The sequence below is a fragment of the Peptococcaceae bacterium 1198_IL3148 genome, assembly GCA_036763105.1.
In the GTDB taxonomy this organism is placed as follows: Bacteria; Bacillota; Desulfotomaculia; order Desulfotomaculales; family Desulfohalotomaculaceae; genus JBAIYS01.
The window spans coordinates 68,404-93,881 of the sequence record JBAIYS010000011.1; the positions used below are offsets into that span (position 1 = coordinate 68,404).

At 42.0% G+C, this 25,478-nt stretch carries 31 protein-coding genes and 1 pseudogene; 16 read left to right on the forward strand and 16 right to left on the reverse strand.

Translation table 11 applies throughout. From position 1 onward, the window contains the following. Positions 1 to 3 precede the first annotated feature (3 nt). Positions 4 to 942, reverse strand: coding sequence for a hypothetical protein (locus V6C27_11140; protein MEG6616972.1), 939 nt, complete (start codon positions 940 to 942; stop codon positions 4 to 6). Between the two features lie 197 nt (positions 943 to 1,139). Between V6C27_11140 and V6C27_11145 the strand changes: the two genes are divergently transcribed. The 7 genes from V6C27_11145 (at position 1,140) to V6C27_11175 (ending at position 7,574) form a co-directional block, all read left to right on the forward strand. Further along, on the forward strand, positions 1,140 to 1,406 hold the full coding sequence (locus tag V6C27_11145; GenBank protein MEG6616973.1) for a metal-sensing transcriptional repressor: 267 nt from the start codon (positions 1,140 to 1,142) through the stop codon (positions 1,404 to 1,406). 16 nt (positions 1,407 to 1,422) lie between these two features. Next, positions 1,423 to 3,873: a heavy metal translocating P-type ATPase gene (locus V6C27_11150; protein ID MEG6616974.1), complete on the forward strand. Its 2,451-nt coding sequence runs from the start codon at positions 1,423 to 1,425 to the stop codon at positions 3,871 to 3,873. 23 nt (positions 3,874 to 3,896) lie between these two features. Beyond that, entirely contained in the window at positions 3,897 to 4,112 is a 216-nt protein-coding gene (locus V6C27_11155; protein ID MEG6616975.1) for a cation transporter, read from the forward strand. Between the two features lie 194 nt (positions 4,113 to 4,306). Beyond that, positions 4,307 to 4,678: a metalloregulator ArsR/SmtB family transcription factor gene (locus tag V6C27_11160; protein MEG6616976.1), complete on the forward strand. Its 372-nt coding sequence runs from the start codon at positions 4,307 to 4,309 to the stop codon at positions 4,676 to 4,678. Between the two features lie 137 nt (positions 4,679 to 4,815). After that, positions 4,816 to 5,037, forward strand: coding sequence for a cation transporter (locus V6C27_11165; protein MEG6616977.1), 222 nt, complete (start codon positions 4,816 to 4,818; stop codon positions 5,035 to 5,037). Positions 5,038 to 5,049: 12 nt separating this feature from the next. Then, positions 5,050 to 6,894: a heavy metal translocating P-type ATPase gene (locus V6C27_11170; protein MEG6616978.1), complete on the forward strand. Its 1,845-nt coding sequence runs from the start codon at positions 5,050 to 5,052 to the stop codon at positions 6,892 to 6,894. 95 nt (positions 6,895 to 6,989) lie between these two features. Continuing rightward, positions 6,990 to 7,574, forward strand: a complete 585-nt coding sequence (locus V6C27_11175) for a Uma2 family endonuclease (protein ID MEG6616979.1) — start codon at positions 6,990 to 6,992, stop codon at positions 7,572 to 7,574. 51 nt (positions 7,575 to 7,625) lie between these two features. Here V6C27_11175 and V6C27_11180 read toward each other — a convergent pair whose 3' ends face one another. The 3 genes from V6C27_11180 to V6C27_11190 form a co-directional block, all read right to left on the reverse strand. After that, positions 7,626 to 8,501 (reverse strand): anti-sigma factor domain-containing protein, encoded by an 876-nt coding sequence (locus V6C27_11180; protein ID MEG6616980.1) that lies wholly within the window; start codon positions 8,499 to 8,501, stop codon positions 7,626 to 7,628. 11 nt (positions 8,502 to 8,512) lie between these two features. Then, positions 8,513 to 9,229, reverse strand: coding sequence for an RNA polymerase sigma-I factor (sigI, locus tag V6C27_11185; protein MEG6616981.1), 717 nt, complete (start codon positions 9,227 to 9,229; stop codon positions 8,513 to 8,515). 148 nt (positions 9,230 to 9,377) lie between these two features. After that, positions 9,378 to 9,716, reverse strand: coding sequence for a hypothetical protein (locus V6C27_11190; GenBank protein ID MEG6616982.1), 339 nt, complete (start codon positions 9,714 to 9,716; stop codon positions 9,378 to 9,380). A 265-nt stretch (positions 9,717 to 9,981) separates the two neighbouring features. Between V6C27_11190 and V6C27_11195 the strand changes: the two genes are divergently transcribed. The 5 genes from V6C27_11195 to V6C27_11215 all read left to right on the forward strand — a co-directional run bounded on the left by V6C27_11195 (position 9,982) and on the right by V6C27_11215 (position 12,392). Next, positions 9,982 to 10,701 carry a metallophosphoesterase family protein gene (locus tag V6C27_11195; GenBank protein MEG6616983.1) on the forward strand — a complete coding sequence of 240 codons (720 nt, stop codon included), beginning with the start codon at positions 9,982 to 9,984 and terminating at the stop codon, positions 10,699 to 10,701. A 102-nt stretch (positions 10,702 to 10,803) separates the two neighbouring features. After that, entirely contained in the window at positions 10,804 to 11,043 is a 240-nt protein-coding gene (locus tag V6C27_11200; GenBank protein MEG6616984.1) for a thioredoxin family protein, read from the forward strand. Between the two features lie 163 nt (positions 11,044 to 11,206). Then, positions 11,207 to 11,482 (forward strand): hypothetical protein, encoded by a 276-nt coding sequence (locus tag V6C27_11205; protein MEG6616985.1) that lies wholly within the window; start codon positions 11,207 to 11,209, stop codon positions 11,480 to 11,482. Between the two features lie 9 nt (positions 11,483 to 11,491). Next, complete coding sequence (locus V6C27_11210; GenBank protein MEG6616986.1) at positions 11,492 to 11,752, forward strand: hypothetical protein; 261 nt, start codon at positions 11,492 to 11,494, stop codon at positions 11,750 to 11,752. A 1-nt stretch (position 11,753) separates the two neighbouring features. Next, entirely contained in the window at positions 11,754 to 12,392 is a 639-nt protein-coding gene (locus V6C27_11215; protein MEG6616987.1) for a cytochrome c biogenesis protein CcdA, read from the forward strand. Positions 12,393 to 12,424: 32 nt separating this feature from the next. Here the strand turns inward: V6C27_11215 and V6C27_11220 are convergent, their stop codons facing one another. From V6C27_11220 to V6C27_11235, 4 genes are all read right to left on the reverse strand, one after another. Beyond that, entirely contained in the window at positions 12,425 to 13,597 is a 1,173-nt protein-coding gene (locus V6C27_11220) for a permease (protein MEG6616988.1), read from the reverse strand. A gap of 466 nt (positions 13,598 to 14,063) precedes the next feature. Further along, positions 14,064 to 14,279 (reverse strand): hypothetical protein, encoded by a 216-nt coding sequence (locus V6C27_11225; protein MEG6616989.1) that lies wholly within the window; start codon positions 14,277 to 14,279, stop codon positions 14,064 to 14,066. Positions 14,280 to 14,627: 348 nt separating this feature from the next. Further along, the gene (locus V6C27_11230) at positions 14,628 to 15,395 is read right to left on the reverse strand and encodes a CAP domain-containing protein (GenBank protein MEG6616990.1); all 768 of its coding nucleotides are present in this window, start codon (positions 15,393 to 15,395) and stop codon (positions 14,628 to 14,630) included. Between the two features lie 178 nt (positions 15,396 to 15,573). Further along, on the reverse strand, positions 15,574 to 16,923 hold the full coding sequence (locus tag V6C27_11235) for an amino acid permease (protein MEG6616991.1): 1,350 nt from the start codon (positions 16,921 to 16,923) through the stop codon (positions 15,574 to 15,576). A 363-nt stretch (positions 16,924 to 17,286) separates the two neighbouring features. On the opposite strand from V6C27_11235, the pseudogene V6C27_11240 reads away from it, so the two are divergent. Next, a pseudogene (locus tag V6C27_11240) lies at positions 17,287 to 17,550 on the forward strand (MFS transporter). A 66-nt stretch (positions 17,551 to 17,616) separates the two neighbouring features. Here V6C27_11240 and V6C27_11245 read toward each other — a convergent pair. Continuing rightward, a complete protein-coding gene (locus V6C27_11245; GenBank protein ID MEG6616992.1) occupies positions 17,617 to 17,889 on the reverse strand; it encodes an aspartyl-phosphate phosphatase Spo0E family protein in 273 nt (90 codons plus the stop codon). 208 nt (positions 17,890 to 18,097) lie between these two features. On the opposite strand from V6C27_11245, the gene V6C27_11250 reads away from it, so the two are divergent. The 3 genes from V6C27_11250 to V6C27_11260 all read left to right on the forward strand — a co-directional run bounded on the left by V6C27_11250 (position 18,098) and on the right by V6C27_11260 (position 21,328). Beyond that, a complete protein-coding gene (locus V6C27_11250; protein MEG6616993.1) occupies positions 18,098 to 19,675 on the forward strand; it encodes a methyl-accepting chemotaxis protein in 1,578 nt (525 codons plus the stop codon). Positions 19,676 to 19,827: 152 nt separating this feature from the next. Continuing rightward, positions 19,828 to 21,075 (forward strand): stalk domain-containing protein, encoded by a 1,248-nt coding sequence (locus V6C27_11255; protein ID MEG6616994.1) that lies wholly within the window; start codon positions 19,828 to 19,830, stop codon positions 21,073 to 21,075. A 112-nt stretch (positions 21,076 to 21,187) separates the two neighbouring features. Beyond that, positions 21,188 to 21,328 carry a hypothetical protein gene (locus tag V6C27_11260; protein MEG6616995.1) on the forward strand — a complete coding sequence of 47 codons (141 nt, stop codon included), beginning with the start codon at positions 21,188 to 21,190 and terminating at the stop codon, positions 21,326 to 21,328. A 149-nt stretch (positions 21,329 to 21,477) separates the two neighbouring features. Here the strand turns inward: V6C27_11260 and V6C27_11265 are convergent, their stop codons facing one another. From V6C27_11265 to V6C27_11295, 7 genes are all read right to left on the reverse strand, one after another. Continuing rightward, positions 21,478 to 21,801, reverse strand: coding sequence for an AzlD domain-containing protein (locus V6C27_11265; GenBank protein MEG6616996.1), 324 nt, complete (start codon positions 21,799 to 21,801; stop codon positions 21,478 to 21,480). Continuing rightward, positions 21,788 to 22,480 carry an AzlC family ABC transporter permease gene (locus tag V6C27_11270; GenBank protein MEG6616997.1) on the reverse strand — a complete coding sequence of 231 codons (693 nt, stop codon included), beginning with the start codon at positions 22,478 to 22,480 and terminating at the stop codon, positions 21,788 to 21,790. Before V6C27_11270 ends, V6C27_11265 begins: the two co-directional genes overlap by 14 nt. A gap of 230 nt (positions 22,481 to 22,710) precedes the next feature. Next, the gene (locus V6C27_11275) at positions 22,711 to 22,932 is read right to left on the reverse strand and encodes a FeoA family protein (protein MEG6616998.1); all 222 of its coding nucleotides are present in this window, start codon (positions 22,930 to 22,932) and stop codon (positions 22,711 to 22,713) included. 65 nt (positions 22,933 to 22,997) lie between these two features. Then, the gene (locus V6C27_11280; GenBank protein ID MEG6616999.1) at positions 22,998 to 23,201 is read right to left on the reverse strand and encodes a hypothetical protein; all 204 of its coding nucleotides are present in this window, start codon (positions 23,199 to 23,201) and stop codon (positions 22,998 to 23,000) included. A 21-nt stretch (positions 23,202 to 23,222) separates the two neighbouring features. Further along, positions 23,223 to 25,112 (reverse strand): ferrous iron transport protein B, encoded by a 1,890-nt coding sequence (gene feoB, locus V6C27_11285; protein ID MEG6617000.1) that lies wholly within the window; start codon positions 25,110 to 25,112, stop codon positions 23,223 to 23,225. 14 nt (positions 25,113 to 25,126) lie between these two features. Continuing rightward, the gene (locus V6C27_11290; protein ID MEG6617001.1) at positions 25,127 to 25,354 is read right to left on the reverse strand and encodes a ferrous iron transport protein A; all 228 of its coding nucleotides are present in this window, start codon (positions 25,352 to 25,354) and stop codon (positions 25,127 to 25,129) included. Further along, complete coding sequence (locus V6C27_11295) at positions 25,332 to 25,460, reverse strand: hypothetical protein (protein ID MEG6617002.1); 129 nt, start codon at positions 25,458 to 25,460, stop codon at positions 25,332 to 25,334. Before V6C27_11295 ends, V6C27_11290 begins: the two co-directional genes overlap by 23 nt. Positions 25,461 to 25,478: the final 18 nt, after the last annotated feature.

A 25,478-nucleotide genomic window follows, 5' to 3' on the forward strand; every position in this document is an offset into this window, starting at 1 on the left:
CAGTTAGTTCTTTATTTCATCACTCAGCAACTTATCTACTTTATCCATATCTGTGGCACTGATCTTAAACCTTTTATGGCTTTCCTTTTCCCCTAAGACATAAGACAGTAGTTTTCCGTTTCGATGAGTTAATTCTAAGTCATAGTACCCCGTAGATTTATTGATGGTTTGATCTTCATAATATTCACTCCAACCATATGAAGTGATATTTTCCCATTTTAAGATTGTTCCTGCAGTAAGTATGCCAATTTTGGAAATTGCTTCGGATTGCAACGCACTATACAACAGGGCCATACCCATTACAAAAAATGCACACATACTTAATAAACTTGCTAAACCATCCTGAACTTCAAGGATGGTATAATATAACATAACATCGTTGCTTTTATAGGCATAAGCTTCCATGTCCCTCATAAATTCTAAGTTGAAGAGTTGCCATAAACTATGGATATGCATTTCCTTTAAAAGGTAGTTATAGTAATCACTGGTTTTGTTTGCAATTAATAATATGAGCGTTATAGAAACAACTATTATAATTATGCTGGTTATTAATTCTTTGTTTAGTTTCTTTCTAACTGCTTGCGCGATGATACAGTTGTGAATCAATTTTTTACTATATATGTTCTTAGTGGTGCTTAATAAAATAAATGCCAGAACAATTATTGCTACAATAGGCAGAAACAGATGCTCACCATAGTATTTTGATAGTTGATAAGCAAACATCATTATTAAACCGTAGATAGATATTAAAATGAGAAAGCCAATAACAGATTGCTTAGTGATAGGTTTAGGATAAATGTCTATTTTATTTTTTGCCGTTGCTTTGGTCACTTTATACTCTATCTGCTCAGCTGTATCATTATTGCTGCACTCTTTGCATAATACATGATAAGCATTGCCATAGTTTCTGTTTACCGCTTTTTTACATATTTCACACTTCAATCGCCTTACCCCCCGACACGAAGCTATTCTATTATAAATAAATATAATTGGTTTCCATATAAAATGCTAAATTCCTCTAGGTTGTGGGTAAAATAAAGGTTAATTAATGACTGAATTTTTAAAAAAGGGTTTACATATTTTGATTTTAGTATTATTATTTAACTACCCCCCACCCCCCGGGGGGGAGGAGGTATAAAATGAACAATGAACAATACAAAGCTGTGCAGGCGCTAAAAACCGCAAAGGGTCAAATTGAAGGTACCATTAAGATGATAGAAGAAGGCCGATATTGTGTAGATGTGTCCAACCAGATTTTGGCGGCACAATCGCTTTTAAAAAAGGCTAATTTGCTAATTTTAAGACAGCATATGGATCACTGTGTGGTAGAAGCGGTTAAGCATGACAAAGGCAGCGAAAAGATAGATGAAATTATAGATCTTTTATCAAAGGTAATGGGCAAATAGAATGGAGAGATAATATATGGCAACTAAATCTCTAAAAATAGAAGGCATGACCTGTGCTGCTTGCGCCAAGGCGGTGGAAAGGGTCACTAAAAAGCTGCCGGGTGTAACAGAATCAAGCGTTAACTTGGCCACAGAGAGATTAAGCATAAATTTTGATGAAACTCAGGTTGCGGTGGCAGATATTCAGGCGGCCATAGAAAAGGCCGGGTATAGGGCAATTATTGAAACCACCAGCAAAACCCTGAAAATTGAGGGCATGACCTGTGCCGCCTGTGCCAAAGCGGTGGAAAGGGTTACCAGAAAGCTTGATGGCGTTACCGAAGCCAATGTTAATCTGGCCACTGAAAAATTATTGATCAGCTACGAGCCTGCAAAGGTGAGGCCCATCGACATCAAAAAGGCAGTGGAAAAGGCAGGCTATCAGGCGATAGAAGAAGAGACCACAGTGGACACAGATCAAGAGAACAAAGAAAATGAAATGAAATTATTATGGAAGAAGTTTATTATAGCTGCCATATTTACTATTCCGCTTCTCTATATATCCATGGGTCATATGTTGGGGTTGCCTTTACCAATGTTTATTGATCCGATGATGAACCCCAAGGCCTTTGCGCTATCACAATTACTTTTAACGGTACCGGTTGTAATGGCCGGCAATAGATACTATACCGTTGGCTTTAAAACACTGTTTAAAGGAAGTCCTAATATGGACTCATTGATTGCCATTGGCACATCGGCGGCGGTCCTCTATGGTCTGTTTGGTACCGTAAAGATTATTGGCGGAGATGCAAGTTATGCCGAGGACTTATATTTTGAATCTGCCGCAGTGATTATTACTTTAATCACGCTGGGTAAATATTTTGAATCTGTTTCTAAGGGCAAGACCTCAGAGGCTATCAAAAAGCTGATGGGACTGGCTCCTAAAAAAGCCACAGTGATTAGAGATGGCCAAGAGATGGAAATCACCATCGAAGAGGTAGAAGTGGGCGATGTGATAGTGGTTAAACCCGGAGAAAAGATGCCAGTGGATGGTGAGGTGATAGCGGGTACCACTGCCGTAGACGAATCCATGTTAACTGGCGAAAGCATACCGGTGGAAAAAAATGTGGGTGACAGCATTATCGGGGCCAGCATCAATAAAAACGGTACGATAAAATATAAAGCCACCAAAGTTGGTAAAGACACCGCTCTGGCTCAAATTATAAAACTAGTGGAAGACGCTCAAGGTTCTAAAGCACCCATTGCTAAACTTGCCGATGTAATTTCTGGTTACTTTGTACCAATAGTGATCACTTTAGCCACTATTTCTGGTTTAGCATGGTACTTCTTTGGTGGAGAATCGGCAGTATTTTCACTGACAATATTTATATCGGTGTTGGTAATTGCTTGTCCCTGTGCCTTAGGGCTGGCCACGCCAACTGCCATCATGGTTGGTACCGGCAAAGGTGCCGAATATGGTGTTTTAATTAAAAGTGGGGGGGCATTAGAAACGGCCCATCGGGTACAAACGATAGTATTTGATAAAACCGGTACCATCACAGAGGGTAAGCCCAAGGTGACCGATGTGGTGGTTGCAAATGGTATCACCGAGGACAACTTGTTACAGTTAGCTGCCTCAGCAGAAAAGGGCTCCGAGCATCCACTGGGTGAGGCCATCGTTAAAGGTGCCACAGAAAAGGGCTTAGAATTTAAGGAACTGGAATTCTTTAAAGCGATACCCGGTCATGGCATTGAAGTAACAATAGCCGGTCAAAACATTTTACTTGGAAACCAAAAACTGATGGTGGAAAACAATATTTCTTTAGAAAACCTAGAAAAAACTTCGGACCAGCTGGCAGAGGCCGGTAAAACCCCCATGTATATTGCTATAGATAACAAAATAGCCGGTATCATTGCGGTTGCCGATACTGTCAAAGAAAACAGTAAAAAGGCTATAAAAATACTGCATGATATGGGTATTGAAGTGGCCATGATCACCGGTGATAACAAGAGAACTGCTGGAGCAATAGCTAAGCAGGTGGGTATAGACAGAATTTTAGCAGAGGTTTTACCCCAGGATAAAGCTAACGAAGTTAAAAAGCTCCAAGCCGAAGGGAAAAAGGTGGCCATGGTTGGTGACGGCATCAACGATGCTCCGGCACTGGCCCAGGCAGATATTGGCATAGCAATTGGTTCTGGAACAGACGTTGCGATGGAATCGGCAGATATAGTGCTAATGCGCAGCGACTTAATGGATGTGCCCACAGCTATCCAGCTAAGTAAAAGCACCATTAAAAATATTAAAGAAAATCTCTTCTGGGCATTTGGATATAATACAGTGGGAATACCTATTGCTATGGGAGTTTTGCACATCTTTGGCGGCCCTCTTTTAAACCCGATGATAGCAGGAGCTGCAATGAGCCTTAGTTCGGTATCGGTGGTGACCAACGCTTTAAGACTAAAGAGGTTTAAACCAACTGAGTTATAAATAATTTAAGGGAGGAATCGCTAATGACCAAGAAGATCTTAATTGAAGGCATGAGTTGTGGACACTGCGTAAAGCATGTTGAGGAAGCCCTAAAGGAGTTAGAGGGAGTAAAATCCGTCAAGGTGGACCTGGCTGGCAAGAATGCAGTGGTTGAGCTGGCCCATGAAGTGGCCGATGATAAGCTTAAAGCAACCATCGATGAGGTTGGCTATGACGTGGTGGGAATAGAAGTATTATAAGATTGCTCTAACAACTGATGCTCCCCTAGGGTAGACCTGGCTAAAAGCCAAAAGGGGAGCATTGGTGTTATCTTAATATATGAATATTTGTTCATATAACTGTTGACATCCAATTTAACGGCGATATAATAGAAGTATAATATATGAATAACCGTTCATTCGTTTACCGAACACATGATAAGGTAGGTGAGAAAATGTCAAAAAAACCCAACCCCATTGAAAGATGCCACTGCGATGTCATACATGAGGAAGTTGTAAATCAAGTGCGGGCTAAAATGCCTGAAGAGGAAACCCTCTATGACTTGGCCGAACTATTTAAAGTATTTGGAGATTCAACACGCATTAAGATACTGTGGGCTTTGGATGAAGCAGAAATGTGTGTTTGTGATATCGCCGCGTTATTAAACATGACACAGTCGGCAATTTCCCATCAGCTTAGGGTATTAAAGCAAGCCAAGTTGGTAAAAAACAGAAAAGAAGGTAAAGTGGTATACTACTCTTTGGACGATGAACACGTAAAACAAATATTTAACCAGGGTTTAGTTCATATAAACGAGGATCGGTAGCATGTTGATTGATTAACCAATAACTAATGGGTGCGTAACAGGCCCTATGACAACCTTAAGCAGGTATTTTTTTGAATCTAAATATGAACATGTAATCAATTGTTCAAGCTATTTAAAATAAGGAGATGAGTATTTTTATGAAAAAGAAATTTATTCTGGAAGGTTTGGAATGTGCGAATTGTGCAGCAAAAATGGAGAAGGCTATTAATGAACTGGATGGTGTTAAGGAGGCCAGCGTCAATTTTATGACTCAAAAACTGATTATTGAGGCTGAAGACCAAAAGATGCCTACAGTTATACAAGCGGCCGAAAAAATTGTTAAAGATTTTGAGCCGGACACAACTATGAAAAAAGCATAGGGAAGTGCGGACATGAAAAAACGTCTTTGGCGAATAATCGTTGCGGCAGTATTGTTTATTGTAGCAATGATTATTAATCCGAATATTGAATGGCTTAAAGTGGCATTATACTTAACCAGCTACACCATTGTAGGTGGGGATATAGTTAAAAAGGCTTTTAGAAACATTATTAAAGGTAAGCCCTTTGACGAAAACTTTTTAATGACTGTGGCCACCATTGGTGCCATGCTAATTGCTGAGTACCCCGAGGGCGTTGCTGTGATGTTATTTTATCAAGTGGGCGAACTGTTTCAAAGCTATGCGGTGGGCAAGTCAAGAAAATCAATTGCCAGCCTGATGGATATACGACCGGATTACGCCCATGTAAAAAGAGGCGATGAACTGATTAAAGTTGACCCTGACGAAGTGCGGGTTGGAGATATTATTGTCATTAAAGCCGGAGAAAAGGTCCCGCTGGACGGTAAAGTGATCGCGGGCAGTTCAATGGTTGACACATCGGCCCTTACCGGCGAATCCGTTCCCCGTGAAATGGAAGTGGGCAGTGAAATTTTAAGTGGCTGCATCAACATTAATGGCGTGATCACAGCAGAGGTCACCAAGGAATATGAAGAATCCACCGTCAATAAAATTCTTGATTTAGTTGAAAATGCCAGCAGTAAGAAATCCCACTCCGAAAAATTTATCACCAAGTTTGCCAGGTATTATACTCCGGTGGTGGTAATTATAGCAGTTTTCCTTGCCATTATTCCGCCACTTATCATTGCAGGTGCAACCTTTAATACTTGGATATATAGAGCATTGATATTCCTGGTGGTTTCTTGTCCCTGTGCCCTAGTGATATCCATTCCTTTAAGTTTCTTTGGTGGCATAGGTGGGGCATCGAAAAAGGGAGTTTTAGTTAAAGGAAGTAACTATTTAGAAGCATTGGCCCAAACCGAGATTATTGTCTTTGATAAAACGGGAACTCTGACCAAGGGTGTATTTAATGTTCAGCAAATTAATCCCGAGGGAGTGCCTCGAGAGGAACTATTGGAGTTAACCGCCTATGCAGAAAGCTACTCCAACCACCCCATTTCCACTTCTTTAAAACAGGCCTATGGCCAGGAAATTGACAATGGACGGATTTCAGATGTAGAAGAGGTTCCGGGTCACGGTGTTATTGCAACAATTGATGGCAAAAGGGTGATGGCAGGAAATATTAAGCTGATGCAAAAGATGAATATCCCTTACTATCAAGGGGAGCTCATCGGCACCGTTGTGCATGTGGCCATTGATAATGTATATGCTGGTTACATCGTTATTGCCGATGAAATAAAGGCAGATTCGGCCCAGGCAATTAAAGAGCTCAAGCAAGCTAGCATTGAGCAAACTGTTATGTTAACAGGTGATACTAAAAACGTTGCCTCAAAAGTTGCTGAGGAACTTGGTCTGGATAAAGTATATGCTGAACTGTTGCCAGCAGATAAAGTGGAAAAGGTAGAGCAATTATTCACACAGAAAACTGCAAAGGGTAAACTGGCCTTTGTGGGTGATGGTATTAATGATGCCCCTGTTTTAGCCCGGGCAGACATTGGCATTGCAATGGGGGGTTTAGGTTCCGACGCGGCCATTGAAGCGGCAGATATTGTAATTATGACCGATGAACCTTCTAAAATCGCCACTGCCATCAGGGTTTCTAAAAAGACACTGGCAATTGCCCGTCAAAATACAGTATTTGCCATTGGTATCAAGATAGCCGTTCTAATTTTGAGTGCCTTTGGACTAGCTACTATGTGGGTGGCAATATTTGCCGATGTGGGTGTAACCGTCCTCGCAGTATTAAATTCCTTCAGAGCACTTAATGTTAAAAACCTATAGTAGTCAATTTACATGAAAACCTGTTCAGCACATGGTAGACTTCCAGTCAGTGTTTGAGGTATAATTAGGAAATAAATGGATAAGGTGGTGGGGAAGTGCCGGTAGCACCGAACAAGGAGGAAAGGTACACTTACAAAGACTATAAAAATTGGCCTGCTGACAATCATTGGGAGCTCATTGAGGGTGTTCCTTATGCAATGTCTCCTGCACCGTCGACGGAACATCAATTGATTAGTGGAAACCTGTTTTTTATCCTTAAAAATTACTTAAAGACTGGCAATAAAAAATGTATGCCTTTCTTTTCTCCATATGATGTTTTGCTTCCAGAAAAAGGGGAAAATCAGGATAGTACATCAACGGTTGTTCAACCTGATTTACTTGTGGTATGCGATAAATCTAAAATTACTGATAAGTACTGCGTAGGGGCCCCAGACTTAATCGTTGAAATAGTTTCTCCATCTTGCCCCTCGATGGACTACGTAAAAAAGCTACATTTATACGAAAAAAATGGCGTGCGGGAATACTGGATCGTTAATCCAGAAAAGAAGCAAGTGATGGTTTTTAGGCTTATGGATAACGGGGATTATGATTCGCCTGAAATATACGGCGAGGCTGATGTAGCTAAAGTAGGGATTTTCGTTGATTTAGAAGTTAACATAAATGATATTTTTATATTATAGCAGAACAAAACTGCCATCAGTCTAATTTGAACAATGGCAGTTTTATTTTATTTAATGGTGGCCACCCATTGTTTCTTGTTTGTGTTTCATATGGTTCGGATGTACCAAAGGGCTGTTGTTGGTATTATTGGTGTCATGTTTTGGCTGTTGCATACCAGAACCAGTTTCATTCATATGGCTACCCATACCCATACCCATGCCGAAGATTTCTTCTGGCGTTGTGCCGGTAGCGTTAAGCACATCTCTAATATGATGGTTTTTTATTTGGTCTGTGGTTAAATGATGTCCTTTAGCGTTACTTTTTTCAATAACATAATATTGGCTAGCGGTAACCCCTAATGCTTGGGCTTTATTAACAAAGCTCATGTCATGATTGCCCATTACTATTAAACAATGGTGGTTTTTACCTAAACCTTGATAAACGGACTGTTTGAGTTTTTCATCATCCAAATGATGAGAGTGATTTAACATCATTAGGTTTTGCTGTTGCTCATCTATTAAACCGGATTTTTTTGCTTCGGTAGCAATAATAGTGACCGCTTGGTATACATCTTTTCCTTGGATGTTTATTTCATCCCACTTCTCTGCGGAATCATGGTATTTAACATCGGTAACTTCGTTTTTGTCATCGACCCACATTTCAATACCACCGGAGTTCAGTCCCACACTCAAATAGGCTTCGGCTTCTTGGTTAAATTGAGGGTAAAAGATACCCATAAAGGCCACTAAAAATATGGCGGCAGCTGCGGTAGCCACCTGCCAGCCGGCAAAGGATCGGCGGCCCTCAGGTCTAAACTCACCGATGTCTACAATTTGACCAACTTGATGATGTTTTTGCTTAGGTGCGTTAATAAATTCACCATCATTGGTATAGCCAACTGTTTCTTTCCCATCTATTGACATAATGATGACTTTTTTATTTTCCATGGCTCACACTCCTAATTATCTGAAGGGAAATTGGTAAAATGCTTTAAAGGTGACAGAGTAGGTTCGGTTAAAATAATGAATAGCGAAATAATATATTTCCTACCCCGTTCGATCACTTTGCGGCTTAATCCCGTTTGCTGGCATAATTTTTTTATTGGCAACTGACCGTATTGTTGTAAATATTTAACCATCTCCTGGTCAGCCACCAGTGCTTGTGCTGCCTTCATTAAGGATGCTCTGGTATCACGGTGTTTAGGGGCAGCCTGAGGTAGTTGATTAATATCTATGTTGTATGTTGCTAACTGGTTTTTAAATCTTTCAATTAACAACACTAAATTTTCTTGGGTTGTATTGTCAGCATACTCAGCCATTGATTGGCAATTAATACCTGCGTCAAGTTCATCAATATCATTGGTTGGAGAGGCCAACACCTCGTTTTGATACTTTTTTTGACCTCTAAAGTAATCAATTAATCGACGTTTTATCACTGTATGGGCAAAACTGGTAAACTTGACACTGCTTTCAGTATCATAGGCATCAATGGCTTCATTAAAGGCAATTAAAGCAATACTCAGTTCCTCATCATTTTCCCAGGTTAGAAATCTGCCACAAATAACGGAACTTACCTTGGCTATAAAGTTGTAATGTTTTTTTAACAACTTATCCCGTGCTAAACCGTCGCCATTTTTGGCTCTAATTATTAAATTTTTAACTGCAAATGTCAACAACGTTATCAACTCCACCAATTAATTCGAGAATCAGTTGCTAATTTAGGTAAGTAGCAGCACTGGGAATGAATTCATAAAATTAATTTTGATTATAATACGCAACCCCTGAATGGACTATACGGATCCATTCAGGGGTTATGTATACTGCTTATCTGTACATACTATTCAGGCAATTACCCATTGGCACAGGCATATTTTTATGAACTTCTTGCATTGAATCATGCATCTGATTCATTTGGTTAATAAAATCTTTGTTATTTTCATCAGCGGCTTGCTCGCTTTGGGTGGCCGCATTATGATTGGTAATATCAATACCCATATTTTTGTTCATAGCATCAATACTTTGTTGTGACATATGTGTTTGGTATTGTGCCGGTTGTTGATTTTCAGGATTTATTGCCGAGCTGATGGTATCAGCATTGGCTATTCCCACCAAGGAAGCTCCCAGCGCTATTGTTGCAAAGGTTAACAAAAGACGTTTTTTCAAATCCAATCCCTCCAATAATTTTGTTAGAACGGGATGCGATGCAGATAACTTTTTCTTTACCCCCTGGCCCGTTCACTCAATCTTTCGTAAGCAAGTAGATATTTTTAGGGGTGGGGGCAAAAAAGTTTTTCAAGGGAAGATCAGCAAAATTGATTTGTTAATGATTATATTAGTATGTTATTATATAGTCAAACTGAAATTAAGTTAAAAATTATGATGTATTAACCAGTGTGAGAAAAGTGGGCTTAAAGGAGAAGTGACTGCATTGAAAATTGCCATTTTTGCAGATGTACACAGTAATTTCTTAGGATTGCAGGCAGTATTGGTGGACATTCGCCTGAGGGGCATTGGCAATATTTACTGTTTGGGGGACGTGGTGGGCTATGGTCCGCGGCCTAATAAATCCATTGATTTGTTGCGGCGGGAGCGTATTTTCACAATTATGGGTAATTATGATGATGCCATTGGCAATATGCGGCTGATCTGCGGTTGTGACTATAGAGATGAACAGGCCATGAAACTGGGAGAGAGGTCTATCCTTTGGACTAAGGAACACACCTTAGAAGAAAACAAAGCTTGGCTACGGCAGTTGCCCGAGCGCATAGAATTTACTGCCGGTGGTTTGAAATTTTTATTGGTACACGGCAGCCCTCGGCAGCTTAACGAATACCTATTTGAGGACACCGATGAAGAAGTTTTAAACCAATTGCTGGCTGAAAACAACTGTGATGTGTTGGTCTGTGGCCACACCCACTTGCCCTATTATAAGCAAGTGGCCAGGGGACACGTGATTAATGTGGGCAGTGCCGGTAAACCTAAGCACGGCAATCCCCAGGTGGGCTATGCCCTGTTAGATGTGGACAAAGGGAATTTAAAGGTGAAGTTTATTCAATTATCCTATGACTATGAGCAAACAGCTAGAGAAATTGAAGAGGTGGGTTTGCCAAGGGAGTTTGCCCAAATTATCCGCACCGGCAAGGCATAATTTAAATAATAATTGCTAGTGTCAACGCACAATGTTATTATATTAGTAAATATTTATATAAACATATTAATGTTATAGAAAAAATCGAAAGGGGCCGCATAAATGGAAATCAAAGTGTTAGGACCTGGTTGTAAAAAATGTAAAGATTTAGATCAGCGAGTAAGGGAAGTGTTGGCAGAAAACAATCTGGATGCTAACGTAGAGAAGATAGAGGACATTGGCGAAATTGTGCAATATGGTGTCATGATCACGCCGGGCCTGGTGATTGATGGCCAAGTAAAAATGTCCGGCCGGGTGCCCAGTAAAGAAGAAATTAAAAAATTCATTGAAGAAGTAAAGTAGATGTTTGACGTTAGCTTTAAAAAGTCGCTTTCTTGGAGGAAGTGACTTTTTTATTATGTATTATTTTGCTATTCCTTTTACACTTTGGTTGTTTGCTTGGAATATCGGTGCTAATATATAATAAATTTTTATATAAACAAATATTGGTTAAAGGGGGAGCTAAATGGGTAAACGCAGTAAAATGGCGGTGTTGGGGGTAATTTTACTGGCCTTTGTGGCGTTGGCTACCAAACCGCTGTGGCTCGGTGAAGACCAGGAAAATGTCAGAGTGTCATCGGTGGAAAGCGGCCAAACAGAATCCAGTCAGGTGTCTACCAGCCAACAGTTTTCTACCAATGCTGTTAATACCACATCGTCTAAGCTAGCTCAGTTGTTAGACGATAGCTTTGCTAAGGGCAAGCCAGTGGCCGTGGTGTATACATATAATGACGATTGCTGACCCACCACCATGGATTTCTTTTCCAACCACCGGTCGGTGGTACAACAAATTGAAAGGCAAAACAGCGACAAAGTGACCTTTGTCTGGCTTGATATTGCCGTTTATCAAGAACAAGATTATGAACAGCTAATGAGAGTAGCTGAAGAAATGAAGGTGCAGACCGCCCCAGCGTTAGTGCTTATGGACAGCCAGCGCCAGGTGGTACAGACTTGGCAGGGCAATGTGAATCCCGAAGAAGTTAACCAGGCGATCGAACAGGTGGTGAAATAACATGTCATTTTCATTGCTGGCGGCTCTGACTGCTGGGCTGTTTGGTGGCTTTAGTCCCTGCACGTTGCCCACTGCGGTAATGGTGATGGCCTATGTTGGCGGCTATGATGACCGCTCCCGTATGAAGGGTTTTATTCTATCGCTGGCCTTTGTATTTGGACTGTCGCTCACCTTGGCCGTAGCGGGGGCGCTGGTAGCGGCCGTAGGGGGGCAATTTACCGACAGTAAAGTGGTTTGGTATGTGGCGGCCTTAGTGGCAGTACTGATGGGGGCTAACCTATTGGGTTTATTTAAATTGCCCAGCGTTGGGATTAAGTTAAATAGGGTGAAGCCAGGCAGTGGAGTGGTGGGAGCTTTTCTGTTGGGCATTCCCTTTGCTTTTATAGCTTCTCCTTGTTCAGCTCCCATCACCGCTACAGTGCTGGCCTATGCTGCCGTCAAAGGCAGTGTCTGGTATGGTTTTTTACTATTATTTTGCTATGCCATCGGCCGCAGCATTCCGTTATTGGCTGCCGGAACCTTTACCTCGGTGCTAAAAAATATTTCTAAGTTCGATCGGTTTAGTCAGCTGGTGCAAAGAATTAGTGGCGTAGCTTTAATCGCTTTGGGTTTTTATTTACTATACAGTGTAGTTAGCTAGTAAACTGGTTAGTAACGCCGTTGCTGTTTGGTCTAGCCCCAAAAGGTACCGAAGATTTTGCCTGCTATGGTGGACATAACAATAACCAGAGAAACAAACACTGCTGTTTTTTTAGGGCCCATGATTTTATGAATGACAATCATGCTGGGTAAACTGAGGGCCGGGCCAGCCAACAGCAGTGCCAGGGCCGGGCCTTTACCCATGCCACTGCCCAACAGACCCTGCAAAATGGGGATTTCCGTTAATGTGGCAAAGTACATAAAGGTGCCTAAAACCGAAGCCAACAGGTTGGCACCCAGGGAGTTGCCCCCCACCAGTTGGGCTACATAGTGTTCGGGGATAATGCCGGCATCAAGGCCCGGGCGTCCCATAAGAAAGCCCGCCACCAACACCCCACCCAGTAGCAGCGGGAAGATCTTTTTGGTAAAGTCCCAGGTGGAATCCAGCCATTGGTTAATTTCGCTGCCATTAAACCAGAACTTTAACAATACCGCCAACACCGCCAAGAAGAAGATGGCTAAATACCAGTGAATTTCATAAATGGCGTTGAAAAAGCCCACTGGCTCCGGCGGTTTGCCCCAGGCGGCAAAGATTAAAATAAATACCATCGACGCGAAATAAACGGCATATTGCCAAAGGGAACGATTATCCTCCGGTGCCGGTGGCATGGCCAGGGCAGCAGCTTCCTTTTCTTTTTCTTCCTTGAGGAAGATTAGGTTCATTAAAAGGCCGATGACAATGGCAAAGACAATTGCTGCCACCGCCCGGGCGATACCGATATCCATCCCCAACACCCGGGCACTTAAAATGATGGCCAAAATGTTAATGGCCGGGCCGGAGTAGAGAAAGGCAGTGGCTGGGCCAATACCAGCACCCCGGGTGTAAATGCCGGCAAATAGCGGTAATACTGTACAAGAACAAACCGCCAACACCGTGCCGGAAACCGAGGCAACACCATAGGACAATATTTTATTGGCTTGGGCACCAAAGTATTTGAGTACCGAAGCCTGGGAGACAAAGACCGAGATGCCACCGGCAATAAAAAAGGCCGGTACCAGACAGGTGAGCACATGCTTTTGGGCGTAATCCTGCAACATATAAAAGGCTTCTAAAATGGCTCCACTAACCCGTGGGTTATCCAGCGGGATATAAAAGGCGGCAAAAAAAACACCCACCATCAATAAAAAAATATTCCGTTCTTTCATTAAAAGAAAACTCCCCTCAATAAATCCATAATTATATTCTATTATTCTAATATATAATTAATAGAAGGGATTGGCAAGTGCTATTAAATAAAATAATTCTTAGCACCTATGAGGTGTGTCTTTTTGTCGAATTAAAAGGTAAAATTAGTGGGGGCAACTCAAAAGAACCGTCTCCCTGTACTCGCTCCCTCTCTCATGTTATTTGCCGATAAATGAGATATTCGAGGGGGCGAGTTTTATTTCCCTTTATTTATGGCCATTCGTGCAGGTTTTTCGTGACCGTTTATGCGGATTTTATCATGTCTGTTAACAATAATTAGTTGAATTTTAAGTTAATTTCAATGCAGCTTTTTTTGTTTTATGTACAGCTTGCTTAGAAATACCAAGTGATTGGGCAATTTGATTATCTGTATAATCTAAAAAAAACTTTTTAAAAATAATATTTCTTTGCTTTTTACTTAGAGTTTTAAAAGCATCCTTTATGACCAATGCTCAAACCAAGTCCAACTGCTATTGCGTAGCCCATAGGCATAATAAGCTTTAATGCAAATGTGGATATGCCCCATAAAGCTATTCCCTCTAGAATGTCACCTATGGTTGGTCTATTTTGCTGATTGTACAACCTTACGATTTCAGAAGCTGAAAATCTTTCGGTTTTTGTTTGAATTTTCTCCCAAGCCATATTGTAAAACCCCCCATATAAATTATTTTGTAAGACTTTTTTCGTTGGCCAACTCATTTGCCTTACACTATATAAATGGTTTATCAACTTATTAAATCAACCTAAGTTTTAAAATTTTAAAAAAGAAATTGAAAAATCAAATGTATCCTATTTATAATGTTTTTGAAGTAGAATACTATTAATTATGTAGTAAAAAGCTTGATGTTGAAGAGCGGCCGGAATTAAATAACAAAGGGAAACGGCACACGTTGAGTAAGAAGCCAGCTATAATTGCTTGCAATAACGACAAAAAGAAGGGGTTTTTGTATCCCCTTCTTTTGTATGACTATTTTTCTTTTTATTAACTAATTAACGTTTTGCAAATTCTTGCACCCAATAATACCCATTTGTGGTGAACCCAACACCAATTTCTGTAAAGTTAGGATTTAATATATTTTTTTTGTGACCTTCACTATTCATCCAGCCCTCCATTACACTTTCGGGAGTGCTGTAACCCACAGCAATATTTTCACCAGCATAGCTATAGTTGATACCAAATTGCTTCATCATATCAAAGGGGGAACCATAGGTGGGTGAAGTGTGGCTAAAGTAGTTATTGTTAGCCATATCTTCGGCCTTTAGTTGAGCAACATTGGTTAAGTCTGCTTTAACAACCCCGGGTTGCAGACCAGCTTTGGACCTTTCTTGGTTGACCAGTTCAACTACTTTGCTTTGAAACGCACTGTTGGAAGTATCGGTGGTTTCCTTTGGGACTGGTTGCTGTGCTATTTGATTGTCTGGAGTGCTGGTATTTGTAGTTGTAGGTGTACCTGTGTCTATAACAGTGTTTGTGTTACTTTCAGGTTGCTCCGGTTGTGGTTGTTGTGTCTGCGGCTGGTTAACTTCCTCACCATAGGTTGGTTGCCAGTACACAAAGTTACTGCGATAGCTGTTGTACCACACTGGATTTGGCTGCCAGTCCGTTTGATTCACCTGCAGTTTGGTTGGATTAAATTGATATAGCACCTGCTGTCTTATTGTTCCGTTATCAGCGGCCTCTGCTGATATTAGCGGAACCGTCGCGAAAGCAAGTAGGGTAGCCAGAACGGAGACCAATGCTTTGTAACGTAACGTCAAATTTCTCGCTCCTTTCTTTTTTCCCTTTTATAGGTTGTACAATAAGACTATAACAAAAGAGCCTTTTAATTGGTAGTAGAAACTGTAACCACTGTACCCTGTTATTACATTAAATAAACATCAGTGACAAGTCTGTAAAAAAGAGGATACCTGGGTATCCTCTTGGGGGGTGACATTACTATTTTTTATTAAAGTTAACCAACAGTCCAGTGGCCATAATCACACCGAAAACAATCAGGTAGAACAGCACCGCCTGACCATGGGCATAAAATGCGGCAATCACCATAAAAACACAGGCACAGATGGCCAGAGAGGGCATGATGAAACGCTTAAATGTGCCCAGTGTTTGTTCCTTGGCCATCATCATAATGAATATCGGTATATACATGGCATAGATGGTAATGATGGGCAGTTCGGAGCTATCAAAACTAAAGGGACCGAACCAGGGGGCAGGGGTCAAATTTGCACCGAAAAAGTATAACAGCCAAGCCCCAGCTATCAGAACCCCCAATATTGACGAGTTAGTTGGCATATTAGTGTTGGGATCGATGCCCTTAAAAACCTTTGGACTAGGGCCCATGTCTCTAGCGGCCAAAGCATAGAATCCCCGGGTGCAACCCATCATCAATCCATTTAATGTTCCCATGCAAGAAATTACCACAAATACAAACAGCACAGTACCGCCAAGGTTAGAGAATACCGTGGAAAATGCAAATTTAGCCCCTGTTTCGCCGCCTTGCATCATGACGTGGTTTTCTACCGCTCCGGCCAGTCCGGTATAGTAAAGAATATAAATCAGAGCAATAAACATTGTGCCAAAGGTAAGGGCCCGGGGGAGGTTTTTCTTAGCATCTTTCAGTTCAGCATTAATACTGGTGGCAATAATCCATCCTTCATAGGCAAAGGATGTGGCCACAACTGCGGTAAAAAGTGGGTTGGCGGTGGTATCGGCAATGACGCCACTGGTGAAGTTGCTGACTAAAATGCCACTTTTTAGACCAAAGATGATACCCATAATGGCCATCAAACCAAGGGGAATAAGCTTGATTACAGTGGTGGACACCTGAAATTGACCGGCCAGTTTTGGCGAAAGGGCGTTCATGGCATAGCTTAAAACCAAATAAAAACCAGCCAAAGCCATTGCCTCAGCACCTACTATATCCCAGCCCAGTAAAACACAGGTGTATCTGGCAGTGACCCATGCCAGTACCGACGTTAAAGTCGGGTAATAAATGGCAGCTAAAAACCAACCGATAAAATAGGCGTACTTGGGGCCTAGGGTAGCTTCGGCATAGTCCACAATTCCATTTACCTTTTCATATCTGGTGGCCATGGTTGCAAAAACATAGGCACAGACAATCATGATGATGCCACCTATGGACCAAGCCAAAATGCCCTGTGGAAGATTGCCACCGGTGGCCACCAATATCTTCTCTGCTTTAAAAAATACGCCGCTACCGATTACTATACCAATAACCATTGCTATAGCAGTTAAAAGGCCATATTTTTTCTCTAATGCGTTGTCCATAATTGAATTTCCCCGCCTTAAAATGTTATTGTAAAAAAAGTCACATGCAAAACACCTTAACTAGTTTAACATATGTTCTGAAAATTATAAATACAGTGGTGGAATCTTTTTTCAATTTAACGGGGGCAGTTTAGATTGTATGTAAAAAACTGCTGTGTTATAATTAAACCCACCTTACATTTGGCGATGACAAAAGAGGGGGGACGTAGACGGTTCTACCCTCTTTTTTGCTGTCATTAAATAGATTATTATAAATAAATTATTTTGGAGAAAAACTCGCATGAAAGAAGGTTGTGAATAAATTAATGGAAAAATGGAAGAAGAATATCATTCTCTTTTTAAGCAGCCAGACAATATCGCTCTTTGGCTCCGCCAGTATTTAGTACGCCCAGTACAGTTTTATTGCAGGAGAAGGTGGAAGAAAACTATTTGGGTAGAGTATTTGGGGTATTTGGTATGATTTCCACGTCGATGATGCCCATTGGGATGCTTATTTTTGGTCCCATTGCCGATGTGATTAAAATAGAATGGCTGCTGATTGGAACGGGACTACTGATTATTATGCTAGGAATTTTCCTAGGTCGAAACAAAGTATTGGTTGAAATGGGCAGGCCAGCTTTGAGTTAAGATTTTAGGGTGCCCAATATTGCTGTCACCACTGGCGATTTGTGCCAGTGGTGACAGCTTATTTTTTTACATTCTGACAGTTTTAGCGTAGCAATAGTGGCAATTGTCGGTGGAACCAAACCTAACGGTGGATTCTTTAAGTTTGAAGGGATATAAAACCTTGGTATCAGGTTTGTATGCTCTTTGATATTTTATTTGGTTATATTGATTCAACAGGTTGTCCAACTGTTGACTAACCTGCAGGACATGCTGATGATTAATCCCTTTCTCTGTTGCTAAACGGTGCATCTTACTGCGCACTTTTTCAATTTTTATCAGTAATTGAGCATATTCTTTCACACTTCGTCACCTACTTCCATAAACGAACACAGCGTTAATTATAGCATACCCATATCTGAAAAAATGTCGAAAACCGTCTTGAACTAAAATTTTTATATTGAATGCCAGAATAAAAAAATGAAAATTTAATCGTAGATTGCAGGAAAATGTAAAATGTTTTTGAATATGTTAAATACCAATTATTACTAATTTTAAAGGAGAGGGGTATATGGCTGATACAAAGAAGGTATCTTTAAGCTTTAAGCTGGGTTTGTTATCCTTGGCCATTATGTGCACCGTTATTTTGGTGATGGAGGTGGTTAGTTATACAGCCGCCAAAGATTTAGCCGCCAACTCGGCCACAGAAAAGGCCAAAGGTGATTTAGCCACCAGTGAAGCGCTGATTAACCAGTGGTGTCCCGGGCCATGGAAGCTGGAGGGTGATAAATTATATAAAGGCGACATCGTGATGAACGACAATTTTGCCATAGTTGATGAACTGGGCCAGTTAACAAATGATACGATAACCATTTTCATGAATGATACCCGCATTGCCACCAACGTTAAAAACCCAGATGGCAGTAGGGCGGTGGGTACCCAAGCATCCGCAGAGGTGGCGACCACTGTTTTAAAGGGCGGTCAACCCTTCTATGGAGAAGCCAATGTGGTGGGGCAAATCTATCAAACGGCTTACAAGCCGATACAAGATAACAATGGCAACATCATAGGGATGCTATATGCCGGTGCACCAAAGGAAATGCTAACCGCACAAATCAATACAGCGCGCAATTTGGCCGTCGTTGCGGGTGTTGTGATGCTGCTTATCGGTTCGTTTATTTTAATGTATTTTACCAAAAGAATTATAATTTATCCGCTAAAATCACTGGTTGAAGGTGTTAATAACTATGCCCAAGGTGATTTTAGTCAACGGATAAATATTAAGTCAGCAGACGAAATTGGCGAACTGTCATCCTGTTTAAACAATATGTCCGCACAACTGGGTACCCTGATTAAAGATGTCATTGATAACTCCCAATCGGTGGCGGCCCACAGTGAAGAATTGGCCGCCTCCAGTGAAGAAATCAGTGCCAGCATGGAGGAAGTGGCCAGCACCACCAGCGATGTGGCAGCAACTGCGGATAAAGACTATCAAGATGCCCAGGCTGCGGTAGCAGAAGCCCAAAATGTAGCCCAGGTTGCCCAGAATGGTAACGATACCGTAAAACAAACAGTGGAAAAAATATATTCCATCGCAGGTAATACCAAAGAAGTAGGTACTGCTGTTAAGAACTTAGGGGAACTGTCAAATAAAATTGGCAATATCACCACCGTAATTAATGGTATTGCCGAACAAACCAACCTTTTGGCTTTGAATGCCGCCATAGAAGCGGCCAGAGCCGGCGAATCCGGTAAAGGATTTGCCGTGGTAGCGGAGGAAGTGCGTAAGTTGGCCGAACAATCTGCCAACGCCACCGATGAAATCACTGTGCTGATCAAGCAGGTGCAATCCGGGGTAGAAAAGGCCCATTCGGCCATGGAGCAGAGTGTGGTGGAAGTTGAGGCGGGGGTTCAACTGGCTAAGAAATCTGGACAAGCGCTGGAAGATATCAATGGGGCCATCTTCAACACCATCGAATTAATTGAAAAAATAGCCGAGGACGTTAAACAAACCAGTGGCGGTATGGAACAGGTGGCCAGCAGCAACGAACAAGTGACCTCCACCATTCAGCAAATGACTGCAGCGGCCCAAGAACTGGCGGAAATTGCCAACGGATTACAAACGGCGGTGGAACAATTTAAGATTTAAATGGTTTGCAAAGGGGCGATTGGGAAACCGACCCCTTATTTGCTTTTTGCAACAGCCCCCTTTGGCAGATATTGCAGTGAAATTAATGCAGGGAACTGCTGCTTGGTGTTGAAATAATTGTCAGTGTGTTAATGAATTTTAGGAGGTAGCAAATGAAACGAATTGGTATATTATTATTGTCGCTACTTTTGACCTTGGCCTTAGCAGTGCCGACCTTTGCCCAGGCAACTAAAGACATTACCGTTGCCGTTGACGGGTTGCCGGTACAATTTGACGTCAAACCCACCGTCCAAAATGGCCGCGCTTTGGTGCCCTTCCGGGCGCTGGCCGAAGCTTTACAGGTACAGGTTACCTGGGACGGTGTCAGCAAAACCATTCGAGCGACCGCAGGGGCCAATGTCACCACTTTGCAAATAGGCAACAAAATCGCCTTGAAAAATGGCAGTGAGGTGGAATTGGATGTACCTCCACAGGTTATCAATGGGAGAACCTTAATTCCCTTGCGGTTTTTCAGTGAAACCTTCCAATGCCAGGTGGATTGGCAGCAGGGGGCTAACGCCATTAATATCGTTTCTTCGGCTCAACCATTGGCGATTTTAGGCTACTATGCCCTGGGCGATCAACAGACCAGCAGTTGGACAGATTTGTTTGGCACACCTTTCCCCAATGTTGCCGTCGGCAACACCGACGTTGTGGACAGATTGGCGCTGGGTTGGTATAGTTTAGACAGCCAGGGTAACCTGTTAACCCAAAGTCGCACCGGCTGGCAAAGGCCCGATGATTACCAGCAGGTTTTAATAGCGGCGGACCGATACCAACTGGATACCGAAATGGTGGTTCATGTAACGGATCAAGATAATTTGTTAACTAACCTATTAAGTAATCCCCAGGCTAGTCAGCAAGCGGTGGCGGCCATTGCCGCCGAGGCTGTGCATTATCAGGGTGTAAATTTGGACTTTGAAGGCTTAGGCCTCAGTGAAAGCGGTGCCCAATTAACCAAGGTTAGAGATGACTTTACCAATTTTGTGGCCCGGTTAGCTAAGGAATTACAGCAAAGCAATAAGCAGTTAGCTTTATCTCTTCACGCTCCCAATAGTGCCTACCAAGGTTATGACTATCAAAGGCTGGGGCAATTGGCGGACACCATTATTGTAATGGCCTATGATTATGGTAGTAAGCCAGAACCGTTATCTATGGTAAGCCAGGCCATTGAACAAGCTCGGGCGGTGGTGCCGGCAAATAAACTGATGCTGGGTGTTTCGTTGCCCAATGAAACCGCAACCAGCTTGCCGGGCAAAATCCGCTTGGCCAAACAGCATCATTTAAAGGGAATTGCCCTTTGGCGCTTGGGTGTGGTCTCCGACGAAATGTGGCAGCAACTGCGAACCACTGTGCGTTAAAAGGCTAAAGTGCAGGGACTACTTGGAAAACAATGCAAGTTTTAAACCCTCAAAAAGTTTCTTAATACTTTTGTGTTTTAAGGGCAAAATATTGCCTAATGGAGGGATGTCAATGGGTCAGATTATTTTAGAACAAATGGGGTATGTACCTTTGAATGAAGCGGAATTAAATAGCCTCAAGCAGTTTGAAAACAAGATTAATCAAAATCGGAATAGGGAAATTTACTTGTTGGCCTTTGAAAAAGAACAGTAGTATTTGTGAGCCACTCCTTGGGGGAGTGGCTTTGTTATTTACTTAGGTTTTATGGTAGGTGTTTGAAAAATAAAAATCTTGCCAAAATAGCACAGAGGTAAATGGTCTACCTACTGAATATCGCAAAGCATTTATTTAACCGCCGCAATTTACATAAAATTATATAGTAGCGCCATCGAGATGATGCCCACCAGTAAACTATAAAAAAGACTTTTGGTCTTAATGGCCACCAGTAGTGTCGGTATAAAGGCCCAAATATACTTGTTATGTATGCTGATGTCAATGGTTCCTTCCGGCGCCAATACACTGATGGCAGTTAAACCGCCTAAAACAGCCGGGGCCACATAGGATAACCACCGCTTTAGTGGTTCTGGAAATTCGTAGCGAGAAAACAGTGCTACTGGCAGTATCCTTGGCAGCAGAGACACCAACGAAACGCCGATAATCATCAGCCAAATACTACTGTCGCTCACCGATAAACACCCCCAAACTGGCCGCAATGACTGTGGCGATAATGATATTAAACATATTGCCCATGGTGGCCGGAGCTAAATAACCAATTATTAAACAAAGCACCGCTGCCGATATAGCCACAATGACGTCGGACTTACGTTTGACCATAAAGACCAGCAAACAGATATACATCGCCGGCAAAGTAAAGTCAAGACCGAAACGATCGGTGTTGCCAATAAAGCTACCCAGTATGGCACCCAGTAATGTGCTGGTGATCCAGCCCAGGTGCGCGCTTAGATTAAGGCCCGCTATGTAGTAGGTGGTTGGCGGATGATTCCGGTAGCGGTTCATGGCCACCGCATAGGTTTCATCGGTTAATCCGTAGGAAAGCAGGCTGCCAATGGCGGTGGGTACCTGTCCCTTTAGGTAAGGCACGGTGGAAGTGGCAAATAATAAGTATCTTAAGTTCACCAGGGCATTGGCCACAATAATGGTGAACACCGCTCCCCCCACTTGCATTACCCCCAGGGCGATATATTGCCCTGCTCCGGTAAAACACAGCACCGACATCATTGTGGCCTGAATAATTGACATGCCTACGTCATTTGCCAGCACCCCAAAGGCAACCCCCAACGGTAAATAACCCAAAATGATGGGAATGGCGTCATGAATTCCTTGTTTTAATTCTTGCTTCTGCATCTATATCTCCATCCGTAATAAAATTCTAAGAACGTATTATCTATTATAGTACTTTACATAGGTTTTTTCATTAAGTTTTTTAATTATTCTTAAATTGGATTGTTGTGCTGCAATGCCTGGGTACAGGGAGTTCACCCCCATGTGTCAATATATAGAAACAGGCTGCCCCATTTATACTTTAGGACAGCCATCTTAGAATTGCTTTTTATTTTTGCGCTAATTTGTGGTTTCTATCTAACCATAATTTGTTGGGCCATTTCCTGACCTAACATAATCTTGCTCCCCCGAACAGCCACAACAAGGGGGCCATTGCAATGACATTTGCAGACTTCTACCGGACAACCAGATGTAAATCCCATTTCTTCAAGATGTAGCTTTCTTTTGGGACAGCCTGCAATATCTTGTATATAAACAACTCTGCCTTGCTTAACACTGGATAAAGGTTTAACCATATAAATCACCTTTCCTGGTCATATTTGCCTGTTATAATTATATAGTAATGAAATCCTGTATATTGTTACACCTTTTCTCGTTGATTATCTAGTTTTTCACTTAAACCACAACCACAACTAGATCCGCATGCACTGCTGCAGTCACAATCTGCTGAACCGCAACAACCATCTTTAATATGCTGCACTTCTTTGCGGAATCCTTTGATAGTCCAATAACCGATAGCTATGACTAGAACCGCTGTAAATAACAAACCCACCAGACCATTCATAATAGCCTCCCTTCTGGGTAATTAACTGCCAAAGCCAAGCAGTAACCCGCCTTGATAGATGATTAAAGAGATGAGCCAAGCCAGCACAAAGGGATAGGCTGCGGCAAATATAGTCCACTTCCAAGAGCCCAGTTCTTTTTTAAAGGTACCAATAACCGCCATGCAAGGTGTATATAAAAGTACGAACACCATGAAAGCATAGGCTGAAAGGCTGGTGAAAGTGGCACCGATGGTTCCCTGTAACTGAGTGGCTGCAACAACAGCCTCTTCAGCTACTTCTGCCACACCGTATAGAACTCCCAAGGTTGATACAACTGCTTCTTTGGCCAATATACCGGTAATTACCGCAACGCCAGCCTCCCAGCTGCCAAAACCATGTAAGGTAAAGATAGGGCCAATAATTTTACCAATGGTGGCCAATATACTTTCGTTTATTTCGGCTGGGCCGGAGAAATTATAGCTACTGAGTAGCCAAATGACCACAGACATACTGAAGATGATTGTACCCGCTTTAACCAAGAACCCTTTGCCCTTTTCCCAAGTTTGAATGAGCACCGTTCTTAGGGTTGGTATTCTATAGGGAGGCAGCTCCATTAAGAATGGTTCGGATTCTCCCTTTAAAATAGTTGATTTAAAAATCAGACCCATGGCAATGGCTATTACAATACCCAGCAGATAAAGGGACAGAATAACCTTGCTTTCTTGACCCGGGAAGAACAAAACTGCAAACAGTGCATATACCGGCAGTCTGGCCCCGCAAGACATGAAGGGGGCAATTAAAATGGTGATTTTACGATCTCGCTCTGAATCCAAAGCCCTGGCACCCATAATCGCCGGAACGGTGCAACCAAAGCCAACCAGCATTGGCAAAATAGATTTACCTGACAACCCGATACGCCGCATGGCACGGTCCATAATAAAAGCCACTCTGGCCATATAGCCGGTGCCGTCAAGAAAACTAATTAACAGAAAAAGAGTAAAAATTAGTGGGACAAAAACCAGTACCGCGCCAACACCGGCAATGATGCCATCAATAACCAGTGATTGTAACCACTCCGCGGCGCCAGCCGCCAGCAAAGCTCCAGCCGTCCAATCGGTTAGCGTGCCGCCGATAAATCCATCCAGAAAATCTGAAATTGGCTGCCCCACCCAGGTAAAGGTTATTTCAAATATGGCATACAGTACCGCGATAAAGATCGGAAAACCTAATAAACGGTGGGTGATTATATTATCCAACTTATCCTGCCAGGATGTTACTCCCTGCTGGATAACTAAAGCGTCTGACAAAACTTTATTAATAAAATTATACCTAGATTCAATAATTTCTTCTTCAATGGTGTCGTGATCCTTATTGGAGTTTTTAATGGCCTCGATGTTGCTTAAATGCTCTACCAATAGCGGGCTTTTAATTTGTTTATTTACCACATGGTGATCTATTGAATTAATTAATTGATGTAAGCCTTTTTTACTGGTGGCCACCGATGAAATTACCGGTACACCTAAATTTTTTCTTAGAACATCTAGGTTAATATGATGTCCTTTGGCTTTGGCCTCATCCATCATGTTTAGGTTGACCACAGCGGGGATGCCTAATTCCAACAATTGAACCGTCAGATACAGATTTCGTTCCAAATTAGACGCATCCACCACATTGACAACCATGTCGGGTTTTTCCTTTACCAGATAATCCTTAACTATTTTTTCTTCGATAGAGTAGGCACTTAAACTATATGTACCAGGTAAATCAATAACGGTAATTTGTTGACTTCCCTTGGTCATATGACCAACTTTTTTATCTACAGTTACCCCAGGCCAGTTGCCAATGTGTTGTCTAGCTCCGGTCAGAGCGTTAAAAATGGTGGATTTGCCTGTGTTGGGATTACCAGTTAAGGCTACAGTTATAACTGACATATCTAAAACCTCCTTCAGGACAAAGTTACAATAATTTGCTCTGCTTCCGCCTTACGAAAGGACAAATTATAGGATTTTACTAACACCTCAATGGGGTCACCTAAAGGTGCAACCTTTAGCACTGTTATTTTACTGCCCTTAATAATGCCCATAGCCATAAACCGTCCCCTGGCCTGGCCGGTTACCTTTACGCCTTCAACCACTGCTGTTTGGCCGGGTTTAACATCCTTTAACGTGAGCATCTTTTGCCCCCCTTTTTTTTTTAGAAACTTCTAATGCTGATTGTAATGAAGAAATAGTTCCCTTTATATGGTCTATCTTTTGGAATATATTAATAATAATAATCATTATCAATAACGTGACGTA

What these genes read in the sequence shown, in the direction of transcription:
- V6C27_11145 (MEG6616973.1), top strand. Translation starts at nt 1,140, where the DNA reads ATGAACAATGAACAATACAAAGCTGTGCAGGCGCTAAAAACCGCAAAG.
- V6C27_11150 (MEG6616974.1), top strand. Translation starts at nt 1,423, where the DNA reads ATGGCAACTAAATCTCTAAAAATAGAAGGCATGACCTGTGCTGCTTGC.
- V6C27_11155 (MEG6616975.1), top strand. Translation starts at nt 3,897, where the DNA reads ATGACCAAGAAGATCTTAATTGAAGGCATGAGTTGTGGACACTGCGTA.
- V6C27_11160 (MEG6616976.1), top strand. Translation starts at nt 4,307, where the DNA reads ATGTCAAAAAAACCCAACCCCATTGAAAGATGCCACTGCGATGTCATA.
- V6C27_11165 (MEG6616977.1), top strand. Translation starts at nt 4,816, where the DNA reads ATGAAAAAGAAATTTATTCTGGAAGGTTTGGAATGTGCGAATTGTGCA.
- V6C27_11170 (MEG6616978.1), top strand. Translation starts at nt 5,050, where the DNA reads ATGAAAAAACGTCTTTGGCGAATAATCGTTGCGGCAGTATTGTTTATT.
- V6C27_11180 (MEG6616980.1), bottom strand. Translation starts at nt 8,501, where the DNA reads ATGGAAAATAAAAAAGTCATCATTATGTCAATAGATGGGAAAGAAACA.
- V6C27_11200 (MEG6616984.1), top strand. Translation starts at nt 10,804, where the DNA reads ATGGAAATCAAAGTGTTAGGACCTGGTTGTAAAAAATGTAAAGATTTA.
- V6C27_11205 (MEG6616985.1), top strand. Translation starts at nt 11,207, where the DNA reads ATGGGTAAACGCAGTAAAATGGCGGTGTTGGGGGTAATTTTACTGGCC.
- V6C27_11210 (MEG6616986.1), top strand. Translation starts at nt 11,492, where the DNA reads ATGGATTTCTTTTCCAACCACCGGTCGGTGGTACAACAAATTGAAAGG.
- V6C27_11215 (MEG6616987.1), top strand. Translation starts at nt 11,754, where the DNA reads ATGTCATTTTCATTGCTGGCGGCTCTGACTGCTGGGCTGTTTGGTGGC.
- V6C27_11220 (MEG6616988.1), bottom strand. Translation starts at nt 13,597, where the DNA reads ATGAAAGAACGGAATATTTTTTTATTGATGGTGGGTGTTTTTTTTGCC.
- V6C27_11225 (MEG6616989.1), bottom strand. Translation starts at nt 14,279, where the DNA reads ATGGCTTGGGAGAAAATTCAAACAAAAACCGAAAGATTTTCAGCTTCT.
- V6C27_11235 (MEG6616991.1), bottom strand. Translation starts at nt 16,923, where the DNA reads ATGGACAACGCATTAGAGAAAAAATATGGCCTTTTAACTGCTATAGCA.
- V6C27_11250 (MEG6616993.1), top strand. Translation starts at nt 18,098, where the DNA reads ATGGCTGATACAAAGAAGGTATCTTTAAGCTTTAAGCTGGGTTTGTTA.
- V6C27_11255 (MEG6616994.1), top strand. Translation starts at nt 19,828, where the DNA reads ATGAAACGAATTGGTATATTATTATTGTCGCTACTTTTGACCTTGGCC.
- V6C27_11260 (MEG6616995.1), top strand. Translation starts at nt 21,188, where the DNA reads ATGGGTCAGATTATTTTAGAACAAATGGGGTATGTACCTTTGAATGAA.
- V6C27_11270 (MEG6616997.1), bottom strand. Translation starts at nt 22,480, where the DNA reads ATGCAGAAGCAAGAATTAAAACAAGGAATTCATGACGCCATTCCCATC.
- V6C27_11275 (MEG6616998.1), bottom strand. Translation starts at nt 22,932, where the DNA reads ATGGTTAAACCTTTATCCAGTGTTAAGCAAGGCAGAGTTGTTTATATA.
- V6C27_11280 (MEG6616999.1), bottom strand. Translation starts at nt 23,201, where the DNA reads ATGAATGGTCTGGTGGGTTTGTTATTTACAGCGGTTCTAGTCATAGCT.
- feoB (MEG6617000.1), bottom strand. Translation starts at nt 25,112, where the DNA reads ATGTCAGTTATAACTGTAGCCTTAACTGGTAATCCCAACACAGGCAAA.
- V6C27_11290 (MEG6617001.1), bottom strand. Translation starts at nt 25,354, where the DNA reads ATGCTCACGTTAAAGGATGTTAAACCCGGCCAAACAGCAGTGGTTGAA.
- V6C27_11295 (MEG6617002.1), bottom strand. Translation starts at nt 25,460, where the DNA reads ATGATTATTATTATTAATATATTCCAAAAGATAGACCATATAAAGGGA.